At 34.5% G+C, this 17153-nt stretch carries 14 protein-coding genes; 10 read left to right on the forward strand and 4 right to left on the reverse strand.

Going from position 1 to position 17153, the window contains the following annotated elements; translation table 11 throughout:
* Positions 1-279 (reverse strand): transposase (locus BUC23_RS15995; protein WP_139259779.1); only part of this gene is annotated, 279 nt, incomplete at its 3' end.
* A 192-nt stretch (positions 280-471) separates the two neighbouring features.
* Between BUC23_RS15995 and BUC23_RS16000 the strand changes: the two genes are divergently transcribed.
* From BUC23_RS16000 to BUC23_RS17570, 3 genes are read left to right on the forward strand one after another with little or no spacing between them, the layout of a single operon-like run.
* Positions 472-1101 (forward strand): CatA-like O-acetyltransferase, encoded by a 630-nt coding sequence (locus BUC23_RS16000; protein WP_073211320.1) that lies wholly within the window; start codon positions 472-474, stop codon positions 1099-1101.
* A 39-nt stretch (positions 1102-1140) separates the two neighbouring features.
* The gene (locus BUC23_RS16005; protein ID WP_073211321.1) at positions 1141-1659 is read left to right on the forward strand and encodes a ferritin; all 519 of its coding nucleotides are present in this window, start codon (positions 1141-1143) and stop codon (positions 1657-1659) included.
* Between the two features lie 46 nt (positions 1660-1705).
* On the forward strand, positions 1706-1879 hold the full coding sequence (locus BUC23_RS17570; RefSeq protein WP_167365598.1) for a hypothetical protein: 174 nt from the start codon (positions 1706-1708) through the stop codon (positions 1877-1879).
* A 200-nt stretch (positions 1880-2079) separates the two neighbouring features.
* On the opposite strand, the gene BUC23_RS16010 is transcribed toward BUC23_RS17570, so the two are convergent.
* On the reverse strand, positions 2080-2412 hold the full coding sequence (locus tag BUC23_RS16010) for a single-stranded DNA-binding protein (protein WP_073211324.1): 333 nt from the start codon (positions 2410-2412) through the stop codon (positions 2080-2082).
* 187 nt (positions 2413-2599) lie between these two features.
* Between BUC23_RS16010 and BUC23_RS16015 the strand changes: the two genes are divergently transcribed.
* The 5 genes from BUC23_RS16015 to BUC23_RS16035 all read left to right on the forward strand — a co-directional run bounded on the left by BUC23_RS16015 (position 2600) and on the right by BUC23_RS16035 (position 8750).
* Positions 2600-4129 carry a bifunctional GNAT family N-acetyltransferase/carbon-nitrogen hydrolase family protein gene (locus BUC23_RS16015; RefSeq protein WP_073211392.1) on the forward strand — a complete coding sequence of 510 codons (1530 nt, stop codon included), beginning with the start codon at positions 2600-2602 and terminating at the stop codon, positions 4127-4129.
* The gene (locus tag BUC23_RS16020) at positions 4126-4476 is read left to right on the forward strand and encodes a hypothetical protein (RefSeq protein WP_073211326.1); all 351 of its coding nucleotides are present in this window, start codon (positions 4126-4128) and stop codon (positions 4474-4476) included. The genes BUC23_RS16015 and BUC23_RS16020 overlap by 4 nt, the downstream gene beginning before the upstream one ends.
* Positions 4477-4493: 17 nt before the next feature.
* Positions 4494-6896, forward strand: a complete 2403-nt coding sequence (locus BUC23_RS16025; RefSeq protein WP_244153848.1) for a M28 family peptidase — start codon at positions 4494-4496, stop codon at positions 6894-6896.
* Positions 6897-6970: 74 nt separating this feature from the next.
* Entirely contained in the window at positions 6971-7813 is an 843-nt protein-coding gene (locus tag BUC23_RS16030; RefSeq protein WP_073211398.1) for an SDR family oxidoreductase, read from the forward strand.
* Position 7814: 1 nt separating this feature from the next.
* On the forward strand, positions 7815-8750 hold the full coding sequence (locus BUC23_RS16035) for a DMT family transporter (RefSeq protein ID WP_073211328.1): 936 nt from the start codon (positions 7815-7817) through the stop codon (positions 8748-8750).
* A gap of 61 nt (positions 8751-8811) precedes the next feature.
* On the opposite strand, the gene BUC23_RS16040 is transcribed toward BUC23_RS16035, so the two are convergent.
* Positions 8812-10875 carry a M13 family metallopeptidase gene (locus tag BUC23_RS16040; RefSeq protein WP_073211331.1) on the reverse strand — a complete coding sequence of 688 codons (2064 nt, stop codon included), beginning with the start codon at positions 10873-10875 and terminating at the stop codon, positions 8812-8814.
* Positions 10876-11053: 178 nt separating this feature from the next.
* The gene (locus BUC23_RS16045; protein WP_073211334.1) at positions 11054-13105 is read right to left on the reverse strand and encodes a M13 family metallopeptidase; all 2052 of its coding nucleotides are present in this window, start codon (positions 13103-13105) and stop codon (positions 11054-11056) included.
* Positions 13106-13941: 836 nt separating this feature from the next.
* Here BUC23_RS16045 and BUC23_RS16050 point away from each other — a divergent pair.
* Together BUC23_RS16050 and BUC23_RS16055 are read left to right on the forward strand one after the other, a co-directional pair.
* Complete coding sequence (locus BUC23_RS16050; protein ID WP_073211338.1) at positions 13942-16260, forward strand: TonB-dependent receptor; 2319 nt, start codon at positions 13942-13944, stop codon at positions 16258-16260.
* Between the two features lie 134 nt (positions 16261-16394).
* Complete coding sequence (locus tag BUC23_RS16055) at positions 16395-17060, forward strand: SCO family protein (RefSeq protein WP_073211340.1); 666 nt, start codon at positions 16395-16397, stop codon at positions 17058-17060.
* Positions 17061-17153 lie beyond the last annotated feature (93 nt).

The raw sequence follows: 17153 nt of genomic DNA on the forward strand, positions 1-17153 counted from the left end.
GTCAGGAATGTTAAATTTTAAGCATGAATCTCTCAGGGATAGTAAATCCTTATCAATTGCTTTTAACACTTTCAATTTAAAACTAACAGAGTAACTCTGGTTCTTTCTTGGTAGCAAACCACTACATCCATATTGCCTATAAAATCCAACCCATTTACGAATATTAGATTCATCCGGACCTTTTTGCTTTGAAACATAATTACAAGAATAATGTTTTTCTAATACTAATTTGACGCATTCAAGCTTAAACGCATAATCATACTTGACTTTTCTTTCCATAAAAATACCCCCAAATAGTGTCTAACTTTTTGGGGGCAGTCTAATTTCCTTTAGGGCTTTTTTTATGTCCAAAAACTTCCGTTTACAGGATATTAGCTTCTCCATTTGAGCAGCAATTTATAAGTAAACCTGAAAAAACGAATTTACGGATTAAAAGTATTGCTGTACATTTGCTCTATAAAATTAAAAATCTTGAAAACACTTTTAGATATAGAAAATTGGAATAGAAAAGAACACTTTCTGTTTTTTAAACAAATGGAAGAACCCTTTTTTGGCGCCACTGTCGAAATAGATTGTACCAAAGCTTATCAAGCAGCAAAAGGTTTAGACTGCTCATTCTTTATTTATTATTTGCACAAAACATTGGTAGCAGTAAATACGGTTGAATCGTTTCGTTATAGAATTTCAGAGGATACAATCGTTGTTCATGACACAGTCAACGGCTCGGCAACAATTGGTCGCGAAGACGGCACTTTTGGTTTTTCTCTAATTGAATATAATGCTGATTTTACTATATTCAAAAAAAATGCCCTTACAGAAATAGAACGCGTTCAAAATACAACTGGCCTTTTTACAAGAACTTTCGAAGAGGATAATGTAATTCATTTTTCAGCAATTCCTTGGTTGAACTTCACCTCGCTTTCACACGCCAGAAGCTACAGTTTTCCTGATAGTTCCCCCAAAATATCTTTTGGCAAAATGATGGTTGCAGAAAACGGAAAAAGAACCATTGCTATGTCGGTTCATGTTCATCACGGATTAATGGACGGATTACATTTAGGTCAATTTATAGATTATTTTCAAGAGATTATGAATCAGTAAATTAAGTTTTTTTTGTAACTTTACTTAAAACATACTAGCATGTTATCAAAAAATATAGAACAAGCATTGAATATTCAGGTTCGTATCGAGGCTGAATCATCCCAAACCTATCTTTCTATGGCTTCTTGGTCAGAAACACATGGTTTAGAAGGAATTTCAAAATTTATGTATGCGCAGTCTGATGAGGAGCGTACACATATGCTTAAGTTGGTCAAATACATCAACGAACGCGGCGGTCATGCCAAAGTTTCTGAACTAAAAGCACCAAAAACCAGCTACGAAACGTTCAAGAAAATGTTTGAAGAACTTTACAAACACGAAGTTTTCGTTTCTGATTCAATTAATGAACTGGTTCATCTTTCGTTTTCCGAAAAGGATTATGCTACGCACAACTTTTTGCAATGGTACGTAGCGGAACAAATAGAAGAAGAGGCTCAGGCTAAACTTATTTTAGATAAAATAAACCTAATTGGAGATGATAAAGGTGGTTTGTATTTATTTGACAGAGATATTCAGCAGATGGCTTCAAATAGTTCAGCATCCAAAGACCCTAAATAGTCCAACACTTTAGAATCAATTCCACTTGATTTTAACTCCTTAGAAATTGAGTAAAAAAAAGAAAAATAAAGACAAGAAAAAGGATAAAAAAGAGCATTCTGAAAAGGACGGCACTAAGGATAAACTCAAGTCAAAATGTTGCGAAAAATATAAAAAAGGGGAAGACAAACGATGCAAACGGTGCCCTGGATTTGATTTACGGAAGAAAAATAGTGATTAATGATTACCGGTCAATTTTAAACAGGAACCACTGCTTTCAAGTAAATTCTTCAACAGGTCGTGTGAGAAATAAATTAGCACAAAAAGAACAGCCACTTCTCGAAGTTTGAGAATATGGCTGTTTTTCATAAGGTTACCCCATTTTTTTTAAAATTTTAATCCTAGCAAATCACTGCTACGAATGATTGCTGGATCCTAATATTATTTCCCTAAAAGAAGCACGTCATTAACCACAACTTCTGTGACATAGCGTTTTTCTCCATTTTTATCCTCGTAACTTCTGTGGGTTAATTTACCTTCAACAGCTATTTCTTTTCCTTTAGTCACATATTTTTCTATAATTTCAGCCGTTTTTCCCCAAGCCACTAATTTATGCCATTGGGTTTCCTCTACCTTTTCTCCTTTGTCATTTTTATAGCTTTCGTTTGTCGCTATTGTAAAATTTGCTAGTTTTTTTCCTCCGTCAAAATTTTTGATTTCCGGATCATTCCCTACGTGTCCAATTAACTGTACTTTGTTTCTTAATGTATTCATGGCGTGTAAAATTTAAATGTTAGTGTATATAATATTATTTGTTGAATCGTTATTTGATTTCAACAGGGCAAAGATGTGACGGATTCAAAAATTTATTCGGTAGATAACTACTTACTTTCGGTTGTAACTGTTTGTAACCGTTTGTAAATGGATTAATTTGATTATATTTGATGGAAATCAACTTCTTATGCAAGCAAAAATAAAAAAAGTAGAATTACGTAACTTACAAATTGAAGACTATAAGGAGTTAAAAAAATCAATGATAAAATCTTATCCAGAGCTAGAAGACTCCTATTGGAAAGAAGAAGATATTGAGAAAATACTTTCCATGTTTCCTGACGGACAACTGGTAATTATCGCAGACAAAAAAGTGGTAGGTGCTGCGTTCTCATTAATTGTTGATGAAATTTTAGTTGATAAAAATCCTGATTACGCTAAAATAACAGGAAATTTTACTTTCTCGACACACAATCCAAAAGGGGAAATCTTGTACGGAATTGATGTATTTATTCATCCGGATTATAGAGGTTTACGCCTTGGCAGAAGATTATACGATGCAAGAAAAGAACTGTGCGAAAAATTGAACCTAAAAGCTATCGTTTTTGCAGGAAGGATTCCAAATTATAACAAACACGCTGAAGAACTGACCCCGAAAAAGTATATCGAAAAAGTAAAACGAAAAGAATTGCATGACCCCGTCCTCTCGTTTCAATTAAGTAATGATTTTCACGTGATGAGAATTATGAAAAATTACCTCCCAGGAGACATCGATTCAAAAGAATTTGCCGTTCTATTAGAATGGAACAATATCTATTATGATGAAAGTCCTCAATTAATAAATACCCAGAAAAGCATCATCAGAATTGGATTAATTCAGTGGCAAATGCGTCCGTTAATAAACCTAGACGCCTTATTCGAACAGGCAGAATTTTTTATCGACGCCATATCCGGTTACAAAAGTGATTTTGCCCTATTTCCTGAGTTATTTATTGCCCCTCTTATGGCAGATTACAATCATTTATCAGAACCTGATGCTATTAGAGAACTTGCCAAATATGCAGATCCCATTCGCAAAAAATTTCAGGAACTTGCCATATCTTATAATATAAATATCATTTCGGGAAGCATGCCTTATTTAGAAAATGGTACGTTGTATAATGTAGGGTTTCTTTGTAAAAGAGATGGCACCTCTGAAATGTATTATAAGATTCACATCACTCCAAATGAAGTTTTACATTGGGGAATGAAAGGCGGTTCCCAAATTAAAACTTTTGATACCGATTGCGGAAAAATAGGAATTATGATTTGTTATGATGTCGAATTCCCAGAACAATCAAGAATAATGGCCGATGAAGGAATGAATATTTTATTTGTACCATTTTTAACAGATAACCAAAGTGGTTATATAAGAGTAAAACACTGCGCGCAGGCAAGAGCTATAGAAAATGAATGTTATGTCGCCATTGCCGGATGCGTTGGAAATCTTCCAAAAGTGAACAATATGGACATTCAATATGCGCAATCAGCCGTCTTTACGCCTTCGGATTTTGCATTTCCAAGCACCGGAATAAAAGCGGAAACAACGCCTAATACTGAAATGACTTTGATTGTAGATGTCGACCTGAATTTGCTAAAAGAACTGCACGAACATGGAAGCGCCAGAATCCTAAAAGACCGTCGCACTGATTTGTACGAAATTAGAAAAATCAATCCATGAATAAAACCTGCTTAGAATGTGGAGAAAAGATTGTAGGCCGTGAAGACAAAAAGTTTTGCAGTGACGGTTGCCGCAATGCCTACAACAACAAAATAAACAAAGACAGCACTAATTTTATGCGCAACATCAACAACAAGTTGCGCAAAAATTACCGTATTCTATCCGAAATCAATATTGAAGGAAAATCAAAAACTACTCTAGCCAAACTCTTAAGCAAGGGTTTTGATTTCGAATTTTTTACTAATATTTTGCATACCAAAACAGGAAATACCTACTATTTCCTATATGACCAAGGCTACATGGTTTTGGACAATGATTTTTACATGCTAGTTAAAAAAGACATTTAGAACCCAATTCTATTTAAATGAAAAAAGATTATTCCTCAATTTTTGCCAGTTTATTTATCCTCGTGATTCTGGGATTGATTTACTTTACAATGATGCCACATAGGACTTCTGACAAAACAGAATCGCTTTCAGAATTTTCGACCAAAAGAGCATTGGTACAAGTGGAAGCCATATCAAAACAACCTCATTTTGTAGGCTCCGAGAATCATCAAGTAGTGGCTGATTATCTTATAAAAGAGCTCCGCCATTTAGGCCTACAAACATCAATCCAGGAAGGATTTACCCTTAGTGATTGGGGAAATTTGGTAAAATCAAAAAATATATTGGCTCGTATAAAAGGCAACTCCAGTTCTAAGGCCTTGCTACTGCTTTCGCATTACGACAGCGCGCCTCATTCCTTCTCACACGGCGCAAGTGATGACGCATCCGGCGTGGCAACAATTCTGGAAAGTGTCCGTGCATTTTTGCACACTAAAAAAAGACATAAAAATGATATTATAATTCTGTTTTCGGATGCAGAAGAATTAGGTTTAAATGGCGCCGCACTTTTTGTAACTCAGCATCCGTGGGCGAAAAACGTAGGTTTGGTGCTGAATTTTGAAGCACGTGGTTCTTCCGGACCCAGTTATATGGTAATGGAAACCAACAATGGAAATGCCGGACTGGTAAAAGAATTTGCTTCCGCAAAAGCGACTTTTCCTGTTTCTAATTCCTTGATGTATAGCATTTATAAAACGTTGCCCAATGACACCGATTTGACTGTTTTTAGAGAACAAGGAAATATTCAGGGTTATAACTTTGCCTTTATAGATGACCATTTTAATTATCATACTGCCCAAGATGATATTAATCATTTAAACACAAATACATTAACACATCAAGGCACGTATTTGATGCCTTTGCTTAATTATTTTTCAAATGCTAATTTGAGCAGCACACAAGCTACTGCTGATGATGTTTATTTTACGATTCCTTATACTTTTATAAGCTATCCTTTCAGCTGGGTTTTGCCGATGGTGGTAATCGCTCTGGCACTATTTATTTTCCTGTTGTTTTTAGGGCGAGCCAAACGCATTTTATCATTCAGAGAAATTGCTCGTGGATTTATTCCATTTTTGGGTTCCATAATTATTACCGGATTAATCACATTTTTTGGATGGAAAGCATTGCTGAAAGCCTATCCGCAATACAATGATTTACTCAACGGTTTTACCTACAATGGTCATGCCTACATTGCTGCTTTTGTACTTTTGGCTATAGCAATTTGTTTCGCATTTTATCAGCATTTTTCTGCCAAAAAGGTGACAATGAATCATTATGTCGCTCCATTACTCATTTGGATTATCATCAATGGATTTATTGCTTTTAGTTTACAAGGAGCAGGATTTTTGATTATTCCCGTTTACTTTGCACTATTTTCTTTTGGAATTTTTATTGTGACTCAAAGGTCGAATAAAACACTAAATCTTATTTGCAGCATTCCAGCCTTATTAATAATAGCACCATTTATCCAAATGTTCCCCGTCGGTTTGGGATTAAAAGTATTGTTTGGAAGTGCGATACTTACCGTTTTAACTTTTGCATTATTGCTGCCTGTTTTTGGAGCTTTCGCCAAAAAAGGAAGGTGGTTTGCAGTATTTTTCATACTTGCCATTGGCTTTTTTGCAAAAGCACATTACAGCTCCGGTTATGAATTTGGAAAAGCAAAATCTAACAGCTTGTTGTATGTATATAATACGGATACCAACAAAGCCAGATGGATGACCTACGACACCAATCTTGATTCCTGGACCAAAAGTTATCTGGGCGAGAAGCTGAAAGAAGCAACCGCAATGGAAGATACGCCATTGTTCAGTAAATACAATTCCAAATTTACGTATCAAGCTGATGCCCCCATAAAAGTTCTCGAAAAACCAACTGTTGAATTTCTTGAAGATAGAATTATTGGAAATCAAAGATATTTGAAAATACGAATTTCACCCAAACGAAAAGTAAATCGTTATGACATTTTTGCCAATGAAAAAATGACTATCCACAATTTCAAAGCAAATGGCGCGAGTACTTTAGGCCAAAAAGGTTCCAAATACCAACGAAACGGAAAGAAGATTTTGAGTTATTATGTGGTGGATAATTTGCCCTTGGAAATGCAATTCAGTTTTGATTCCGAAACGCCATTAGACATGGGCTTAATGGAAAGCTCTTTCGATTTATTGACAAATCCATTGTTTTCGATGAAAAAACGAGAAAACTGGATGATGCCAACCCCATTTATTTTGAATGATGCAGTCGTAATTAAAGAAAAAATAAAACCCACTCCAGTAGTTGTACTTATAAAACCTGTAGTTACTCCAACTAAAAATTATATTAAAAAAGAACCATTAATAATACCTACGGATAGCCTTATAGTTCCAAAAATTTGATGAAATTTGTAATACTTAAAGAAGTCAGCCTATTTGACTCACAGAAATAAACAAAATTGGTTACAGTAGATAAAATGGCAAAAATTAGTATCCTTGGTTGCGGTTGGTTGGGTTTCCCTTTGGCGAAAGCCTTGCTAAAAAAAGGATTTTCAGTGAATGGATCAACCACGACTTCTGAAAAAATTTCAGTATTAGAAAATGCAGGAGTCCGTCCTTTTTTAATAAATGTCACCCTGAGCGACCTCGAAGCGTCGGGGGAAGGGTCGCTTGACAGCAAAAGTGTTCCGGATATTATTGAAACTTTTTTGCAGGAAAGCAGCACTTTAATTATTGATATTCCGCCAAAACTAAGAGGACCCAACAAAGAAAGTTTTGTCGGAAAAATAGAATTACTGATTCCATTTATAGAAAAATCTTTTGTTGAAAATGTTATTTTCGTTAGTTCCACATCTGTTTATGGAGAACAAAATGAAATTGTAACGGAAGAATCTCCACTGAATCCAGATACGGAAAGCGGCAAACAATTAGTCGCAGCTGAACAGCGTTTGCAAAGTAACACTAATTTCAAAACTACTGTTCTTCGTTTTGCAGGTTTAATTGGCGAGGACCGACATCCAGTGAAATTTCTGGCGGGTCGTGAGAACCTCGATAATCCGGAAGCCTCTATAAATTTGATTCATCAGGAAGATTGTATTGGAATCATTCTAAAAATTATTCAAAACGATTCTTGGAACGAAACCTTCAATGCAGTAACGCCTTTTCATCCCTCCCGTTCCACTTATTACGGTCAAAAAGCTGCTGATTTGAATTTGGTTTTACCAAAATTCAATCATGAAAATACTTCTGTTGGGAAAACCATATCGAGTGATAAAATTGAGACTATTTTAAATTACACTTTTACCAAACCAAATTTATAACGTGAGAACTAAAATTAAAAATGCGGTTTCGTCTAAAGTGAACTCGATTGGACTGCCGATATTAGCTTTGTGTTGGGTCAGTTTTTTTTGGGGCACCACTTGGATTGCATCAAAAGAAGGTGTAAAACATATGCCTGCCTTACAACTTGCCGCCATTAGACAATTCATTGGCGGTTTTCTCTATATTTCTTTTTTCTTGTTTAAAAAAACACCCTGGCCGAAAGGAAAACAATGGAAAACAATTATAATCCTGAGCATTCTAAATTTTGTCCTGAGCAACGGATTAAGCACTTGGGGCGTCAAGTATATTAGTAGCGGTTTAGGAGCTATTATTGGCGCCATTGTACCTTTATGGATCGTGATAATTAGTTTTTTTAGAGGTGAACGACTAGTTCGATTAGCTGTAATTGGTTTAATAGTGAGTTTTGGTGGTATTTGTCTGATTTTTTACGATCATCTAAGCGATTTCATAAAACCCGATTTTAGATTTGGGATTTTTATTTCACTTATTTCAACTTTAACATGGGCTTTTGGATCATTGTATACCAAGAAAAAAGCGGCTAGTTTTAATCCGTATTTTAGTTTAGGATTGCAGATGTTTCTCTCCAGCATCTTACTGTTTTCTTTTACCGGAGCCACTGGCACATCAGTACCCCTAAGTTCTATTCCTGCCATTTCCTGGTGGTCAATTGCCTATTTAGTTATTTTTGGCTCAGTTCTTACTTTCATTGCTTTTATTTATGCGCTGCAACATTTGCCGGCACAAATAAGTAGTATTTATGCCTATATAAATCCAATTATTGCTGTTATTTTAGGTGCTGTTATTTTTGGAGAAACGCTTAATGCTTCCATTGCAATAGGTGGTGGAGTAACCTTATTTGGATTATACATGGTGAATTATTCGTTGAGAAAAGGACGAAAATCAACAATTAGCTAACAAATAAAAAAGGTCCCATTTGCTTATACAAATGGAACCTTTTGATAGTGTGAAATAATTTTTACCAGATTCTAACACGTTTTTCCGGTGCTATGTACATTCCGTCATTCGCTTGAATATTGAAAGCCTGATAAAAGGTATCTACATTTTGCAAAGGAACATAAGCACGGTACATTCCTGGTGAATGTGGGTCTGTTTTAACTTGGTTTTTCAATGCTTCATCACGTGTTTTTGAACGCCAAATTGTAGACCAAGAAATAAAAAAACGTTGTTCTGGTGTGTACCCGTCAATTAATCCTGGATTTCCATTTTCTTTCAGATACAATTGCAAACCATCATAAGCCGCATTCACTCCACCTAAATCTCCGATGTTCTCTCCAAGGGTAAATTTCCCATCCACAAATGTTCCAGGTATTGGTTGCAAGGCGCTATATTGTGCAGCAAGTGCTCCTGTCAATGCCGAAAATTGTTTTAAATCTTCAGCTGTCCACCAGTCTACCAGATTTCCATCGGCATTATATCTCGCTCCGGAATCATCAAAACCATGTGAAATTTCATGACCTATAACGCCCCCAATTCCACCATAATTTACCGCTTCATCCGCTTGATAATTGTAAAAAGGCGGTTGTAAAATAGCTGCCGGAAATACAATTTCATTATTGGATGGATTGTAATACGCATTTACTGTTTGTGGAGACATCCCCCATTTTTCTTTATCAACCGGCTTGTTCAATTCGGCTATATTTTCATCAAAGCGCCACTTTGCCATGCTTTTCGCATTATCAAAATAAGTTCCGCCTTCTTGAGGGCTTTTAATGGTCAAGGCCGAATAATCTTTCCATTTATCAGGATACCCAATTTTTATTCTTGATTTATGCAATTTAGCAAGTGCACTAACCTTCGTTTCTGCAGACATCCAAGCTAAATTATTAATTCTGTTTTCGAAAGCTGAAAATATGTTTTTAATCATTTTTTCTGCTTTGGCTTTGGCTTCAGCCGGAAATTTTTTCTCCACATATAATTTTCCCAAAGCTTCTCCTACACTTCCATTTATAGTTTGAAGCGCTCTTTCGTCACGTGGTCTTTGGCTTATTGCCCCAGTTAAAGTTCTTCCGTAAAACTCCCAGTTTGCATTTTCAATAGCAGTTGATAATTGGCTAGAAGCCCTATTCAATAAACTCCAACGCATGTATGCTTTCCAATCTTCTATTTTGTTTTCTTTGAAAATAGTTTCTAAAGCCACCATATATTTCGGTTGAGAAACGATTACGGTATCTGCTTTTGCCAATCCGATTTTTGTGAAATAAGTATTCCAATTGATAGACGGTGTTAATTTCTGAAGATCCTTAATACTCATTGGATTATAAGACTTACGACGGTCCCGTCTTTCTACTCTGTCCATCCTTGGTTTAGACATCGCAATTTCAAGAGCCAGGATTTTTTCAGCATTCATTTTAGCGATTGCCGGTTTATCACCTAGATATTGCAACATTTTGGCAACGTGTAAAACATATTTTGCACGCTTCTCTTTTGAATCGGCATCTTCAGAAACATAATAATCTCTGTCTGGCAAACCTACGCCGCCAGGACCTAAATTAATTACGTTTCTATTACTGTTCTTTGCATCCGTTCCAACACCGGCACCCATAAATCCAATACCACCGATAGGTTCCATTTCGATTAACAGTGCTTCTAAATCTTTAGTATTTTTTACTGCATTTATCTTTTTTAAATATGGCTTTAAAGGATTTATTCCTAATTTATTTCTTCCAACCGTATCTAATATCGATTTGTATAGATTGATCGCTTTACCTTGATCCGTATTGGATTTATAAGCAGGATTTGTTGCAGCCTCTTTTAAAATTGCCAACGCATCATTATCTGTCTTTTGACGCAATTCATCAAAACTTCCCCAACGGGTTCTGTCACTTGGAATTTCCGTATTATTCAACCAGGTTCCATTCACATAGCGAAAAAAATCATTGTTTGGTTTGACACTTTTATCCATGTAATTAACATTAATTCCAGGCTCTTTAGTTACCGGAGCGTTCTGTGCCTGACTAATTGTAAAACCTAAAATTGCAGGAATGACAAAAAGTAAATGCTTATTCGTATTTTTTTTCATTTTTTATAGTTAATTAGTTATTATCACAAAGCTATCAATAAAACTTTTAAATTTTGTTAAATTATACTGGAATTAAAGCAGGACAAATAAATCTTTTCTGACTTTTTTAGTTTTCTGGCTTTACATAAAAAAACCCATTCAGTTGAGTGAATGGGTTTTTATGCAAATTAATTATAGATTACCAAATTTTTACTCTGCTACTTGGTTCAACATACATTCCGTCGCCTTTTTGAATTCCAAAAGCTTTATAAAACTCATCCAGATTTTGAATTGGCACATACGCACGATACATTCCCGGAGAATGCGGGTCTGTTTTTACTTGGCTTTTTAAAGCTTCATCACGCATTTTTGTGCGCCAAACGGTTGTCCAAGAGATAAAGAAACGTTGTTCAGGAGTAAATCCGTCGATTAATCCTGGATTTCCGTTTTCTTTTAGATACATCTGTAATCCGTCAAAAGCAGCATTTACACCACCTAAATCACCTATGTTTTCACCCAAAGTAAATTTCCCGTCCACATGAATTCCAGGCAATGGTTCCAAAGCGCTGTATTGATTGGCTAACGAAGTCCCAAGGGTTGTAAATTGTTTTAAATCCTCAGCTGTCCACCAATCTACAAGATTTCCATCTGCATTGTATCGGGCGCCGGAATCATCAAATCCATGAGAAATTTCGTGTCCGATTACCGCTCCAATTCCACCATAATTTACTGCTTCATCTGCTTGATAATTGTAAAAAGGAGGTTGCAAAATAGCTGCTGGAAACACAATCTCGTTATAAGAAGGATTGTAATAGGCATTTACCGTTTGTGGCGACATTCCCCATTCTGTTTTATCAACTGGCTTTTTAAGTTTATCTAATGATTCTTGAAAATTCCAACGAGAAAGATTTTGAACATTTTCAAAGAAACTTCCTCCTTCTTCCGTACTTGCAATTTTCAAAGCAGAATAGTCTTTCCATTTGTCTGGATATCCAATTTTGACTGTGATTTTATTTAATTTCTCAACGGCTTTAACTTTAGTTGCTTCAGACATCCAAGTCAAATTATTGATTCTGTTTTGGTACGCCAAAATCACATTTTTAATCATTTTCTCTGCTTTTGCTTTTGCTTCAGCAGGAAACATTTTTTCAACGTATAATTTTCCTAAGGCTTCTCCAATGGTGTTATTAACGGTTTGCAAAGCTCGGTCTTCACGAGGTCTTTGTTTGATTGCACCAGTCAACGCTTTTCCATAAAAGTCAAAATTAGCAACTTCAATTTTAGTTGACAGTTGACCGCTGGATTTATTTAGCAAAGACCATTTTAGGTATTCTTTCCAGTCCGCTACTTTGTTTTCTTTAAAAACAGTTTGAAGCGCTTTCATGTATCTTGGTTGGTTAACGTTTACCGTATCTAATTTTGTAAAACCGATACCTGAAAAATAATTTTTCCAATTGATTGCAGGTGTCATTTTCTGTAAATCAGCGATAGACGTTGGATTGTATTGCAATCTGTCATCTCTACGTTCTACTCTATCCAATCTTGGGTTAGACAATGCTGTTTCTAAAGCTAAAATTTTAATCGCGCTTTGCTTCGCTTTTGCAGGGCTTTCACCAATAAACTGTAACATTCGTTCTACGTGAAGCACATATTTATCTCTTTTTTCTTTAGAATCTTTATCCTCAGAAGAATAATAATCTTTATCAGGCAAACCTAATCTACCTACGCCAAGGTTAACAGAATTTTTATTGCTGTTTTTTTCATCGGCACCAACTCCTACTCCAAAAAAGCCAATCCCACCGACTGGTTCCATTTCAACCAATACTTTTTGTAAATCCTGAATGTTTTTTATCGCATCAATTTTTGCCAAATATTTTTTTAATGGTTCAATTCCTTTTTTATCTCTTGCTACAGTATCCAAAACAGATTTGAAAAGACTAATGGCTTTCCCTTGATCTGTATTTGATTTGTACATCGGGTTTTTTGAAGCTTCCTTCAATATATCCAATGCGTCTTTATCCGTTTTTTTAAGCAATTCATTAAAACTTCCCCATGAAGTCCTGTCGCTTGGAATCTCCGTTTTGTCCAACCAAGCTCCATTTACAAATCGGAAAAAATCATCATTTGACCTGACTTTTTTATCCATATTAAAAATATTAATACCGGGTTGCGCGTGCACTGGAACACTTTGTGCATGACTAATAGTGAGTCCAAAGATTGCCGGAATCACAAAAAGAAACTGTTTTTTCATTTTTATATAATGGTTTAGACGTATACACAAACTTATTGATAATTTTTTTAATTTTTGTTAAATTTCACACTGAAACTACATTTTGTTAAATAGTCCTAATCGACAATTCCTTTTTGTGTTTTAAATCAAATCGCTATGACATTGGTGTTTTTCAATTTTGAAACTCTACGCTTCGTTTTTAATCGAAATATCATTTTTTTACTGATTTTTCATCTATTTTATCAGAAAAATAGCGATGCCAGGCAAATAATCACTAACTTTAATACGCAAAAAAGCTTACACCAGCAAAACCCATAAAAAGACTGGAATGAAAGTCCGCTCGTTTTTTCTTTAAAAAAATGGATTTGGTCGTAGGTTTAATACAGCAAGATAGCACCTAACTTTTGATGATTCGGACTTGCAAAATAAATTCGATAATAAAATAGTACGGCGCTTCCATCAATAAAAGCAGGAACACGAATAGAAAAATTTAAATATTGGTCACCCACCAAAGACTTAGTTATAGTATTACAAAAATACATGCTGTTGCACTAAGTTATTTTTGGTTTTCTTTAATTAAAAAGCAGTTGCCGAAATCAACAAGAATGTGCTACTTTACAAGACTAACTTCATTCTTACACATTTTATCGACATGCTATCAAAACAAAATTGTAATTACGATAAAACTATTTTTCAAGGTAGTTGAATTCAAAAAATAGCGATGGAACAAAGCCAATGGCTATAAATAAGGAAACAGAAAAAAAATATTTTATGGAATTGATTAAAATTTCTTAGTCGTACCTGAATAGACATTTTTATCTCCTACACACTGTCAATTAGTAATAAAAAAAGAAATTATGAAAAAATCTTTATTTATTATATTGGTTCTCACAGTAAATATAGTTTTTGCACAACAAATAGTAACTGGCGTAATAACCGACGAAACAAACAGACCTATTGACAGTGTAGAAATTAGTGTGAAAAATACAGCCTTGAAAACTTTTACAGATGAGCAAGGACGGTATTCAATTGAAGTACCGGAAGTTGCAGCAACACTTGAATTTACAAAAAAAAATTTCAAAGTGCAAGTAGTTGAAATCAAAAAAGATATAACAAACTTGAACATAACTCTGATTGCCAGCGTTGATTTTTTTGAACTCACGCTCGAAGAACTAATGAATGTTGAAGTTATAACTGCTTCTAAAAAGCCAGAAAATCAAAAAATTGCACCTGCAACAATTTATGTTGTTACTGAAAAAGATATTATTGAAAACGGCTACACTGATTTAACAAATTTATTGGAAAACGTTCCAGGTGTCGTAGCTATAAGAACTGACCATTTTACTTTTGGCGGACAACGTGGTTTTTTAAGTAATTTTTCGCAAACGCTATTGTTGGTAAATGGACGGGAAATGCAAAATTTATTTGCTTCCGAAACATTTATTTCAACACAATTTGCAACGCATAATATAAAACAAGTTGAAATCCTACAAGGTCCCGCTTCGGCACTTTATGGTGCAAATGCTTTGGTTGGTGTTATTAATATCATTACAAAAAATGGTTCCTCCGATTATGATGAAATACAGTATCGTACTGAATTTGGAACTCAAGGAACTCAAGCACAAAGCATCGTTTTTGGAAAAAATATAAATGATTTTCGTATTAGTGGGAGCTTTAGATATTTCCGTAGCAATCTTTGGGATTATAAAGATTTTGTAAAAGATACCGTAAATTTCAGACAAGGAGTTCCTTCTAAAGCGTTTCCCATAAACCAAGAATTTAAGCAAAACAGCTGGTCTCTTCCGTATGCGGCTAAAATTTCTTACAAAGGTTTATATCTAGGAATAGAGGGTTATGAGCTTAAAGGCAGTAAAGGGCTAGAAAACATCTCGTTAGATTATATTAATCAAAGTGATTTCCGTCAATTAGCCCTGTATTATGCCGGTATAGAAAAAAAAATTAGTGCCAAACTTAAAATTAATGCAGAACTTCAATTTTATAAAGAAAGATTTTGGGGCGTAAACTACACTTTCGACAATGTGATATACGACACTCTTGTAAAAAATGGGCATAATCCGGAATTACCCCTTACGGATCAAGAAATCAAAGACAATTTTATGATGGCCTACTCACAGCAATCGAGTTCAGGTTCCAAACGATATAAAGGAAGTATTCAATTAGATTATGTTCCAAATCAAACCTTATCTATTATCGGTGGGTATACATTTGATATGTTTGATTTATTAGGTTTATCTCTTTCAACAGATAAATTAAATCCTAGTTTTGATGAAACACGCGCTATCGAAAATAGAATGCGCAAACCATTTTTTAGACAATACAAAAATTCATTGTTTTTACAATTGCAAAAAACACTATTTGATAAATTATATGTCACACTAGGCGGACGATTTGATTATCACAATATCTATAAATCCATCCTTACCTTTCGCAGTGGTTTGGTTTACACACCATTTAAAAAAACTTCGATACGATTTCTTTTTGGACAAGCTTTCAGGGAACCTAATATTTTTGAACTCGGTGCTTCATCAGCAAAAAATGTGGTAAATGAACTTGATCCGGCACGTATGAATACTTTTGAAGTTGGAATTAATCAATCATTTACGAGTAATTTATTAGCAAATATTGTTGCCTACAAGAACATAGCAACAAATTTTATTGAACCTACTGAAACGGGGGGATTCATAAATTCAGATAATGTAATAAATGTCTTTGGTATTGAAAGCCAACTTTTTTATAAAACAGGAAACTTTAGAACTGAAATTGGTTACTCCTATGTCAAAAAAGATGCTGATGATTATGCAGGTGTCAGTACCGTAAATCTGGGCGTTTATCCCCATAGAATAACCGGAGGTTTGACTTTTAATGCAACTGATAACTTTACAATCAATTCAAGAATTAATTATTATTCTCAAATTCAAGCAAAACATGGTAATAAGGATGTTACACAAATAATTACCATTCCAGCTTTTGCTAAGGTAGATTTGACATTTTCTTATGTAAAAATAAAAGTATACGATGCCGAAATTACTACTCAATTACTTGTTACGAATGTGTTTGATTCAACAATTTACCAACCTAATATAAGAATAGGCGGCCCAAAACAATTTTTACAGCATGGACGTCAACTATTTTGCAATTTAGTAGTTAGATTTTAAAAATGATAAAGAAAAGCACTCGTATTTGTATAAAAAACCGCTGTTTTTAATTTTTTTGATATTCAAATTTGACAAAATTAAAAGACATTCTTTTTTAAAATTACCTTTTCGTATTTTTGCACCAAATTACTCTTATGAAATCTATTTTATATAAATACCGAAAGTTCTTTGGTGTTTTATTAGTCTTTTCTATCATAACGATTTACTTGTTCTACGTAGCGCTTAAACCAAGCAAATCACTGCCTATTTTTAATCCTGCAGATGTAAATCCTGAACTGGTAGACAGTACCGTTCAATATATAAGCAAGTACCACACGATTGCTGATTTTTCTTTTGTAAATCAAAATGGAAAAACCATTACTCAGAAAGATTATGAAGGAAAAGTTTATGTTGCTGATTTTTTCTTCACAACTTGTGGTTCAATATGCCCAAAGATGACAACTAATTTAGCCGAAGTTCAAAAAGCAATCATTAATAACCCAAAAGTAATGTTGTTATCACATACGGTTTTTCCAGAAACGGACAGCGTTCCTGTTTTGAAAGCCTATGCTCTAAAAAATGGAGTTGTTGACAGCAAATGGAACTTGGTTACCGGGGACAAGAAAGCAATTTATACGATGGCTAGAAAATCCTATTTGGCGGTCAAATTAGGAAAACCGGAACAACTGTATGATATGGTGCATACCGAGAATTTTGTCTTGGTTGATACTAAAAGAAGAGTACGAGGTTTTTATGACGGTACAAAAAAAGAAGACATGAAACGTTTAATAGAAGATATTAATTTTTTGTGCAAAGAATAAAAGACAATTAAAAATTTGGATTTCAATAGTTTTATTACACTATCGATTCAATAAGAAGCTGCAAAATAGTAGCTTTAATTTACCCAAAAAAGG

The organism is Flavobacterium xinjiangense (assembly GCF_900142885.1).
Classification (GTDB): Bacteria; Bacteroidota; Bacteroidia; order Flavobacteriales; family Flavobacteriaceae; genus Flavobacterium; species Flavobacterium xinjiangense.

What these genes read in the sequence shown, in the direction of transcription:
- BUC23_RS16005 (WP_073211321.1), top strand. Translation starts at nt 1,141, where the DNA reads ATGTTATCAAAAAATATAGAACAAGCATTGAATATTCAGGTTCGTATC.
- BUC23_RS16010 (WP_073211324.1), bottom strand. Translation starts at nt 2,412, where the DNA reads ATGAATACATTAAGAAACAAAGTACAGTTAATTGGACACGTAGGGAAT.
- BUC23_RS16015 (WP_073211392.1), top strand. Translation starts at nt 2,600, where the DNA reads ATGCAAGCAAAAATAAAAAAAGTAGAATTACGTAACTTACAAATTGAA.
- BUC23_RS16020 (WP_073211326.1), top strand. Translation starts at nt 4,126, where the DNA reads ATGAATAAAACCTGCTTAGAATGTGGAGAAAAGATTGTAGGCCGTGAA.
- BUC23_RS16025 (WP_244153848.1), top strand. Translation starts at nt 4,494, where the DNA reads ATGAAAAAAGATTATTCCTCAATTTTTGCCAGTTTATTTATCCTCGTG.
- BUC23_RS16030 (WP_073211398.1), top strand. Translation starts at nt 6,971, where the DNA reads ATGGCAAAAATTAGTATCCTTGGTTGCGGTTGGTTGGGTTTCCCTTTG.
- BUC23_RS16040 (WP_073211331.1), bottom strand. Translation starts at nt 10,875, where the DNA reads ATGAAAAAAAATACGAATAAGCATTTACTTTTTGTCATTCCTGCAATT.
- BUC23_RS16045 (WP_073211334.1), bottom strand. Translation starts at nt 13,105, where the DNA reads ATGAAAAAACAGTTTCTTTTTGTGATTCCGGCAATCTTTGGACTCACT.
- BUC23_RS16050 (WP_073211338.1), top strand. Translation starts at nt 13,942, where the DNA reads ATGAAAAAATCTTTATTTATTATATTGGTTCTCACAGTAAATATAGTT.
- BUC23_RS16055 (WP_073211340.1), top strand. Translation starts at nt 16,395, where the DNA reads ATGAAATCTATTTTATATAAATACCGAAAGTTCTTTGGTGTTTTATTA.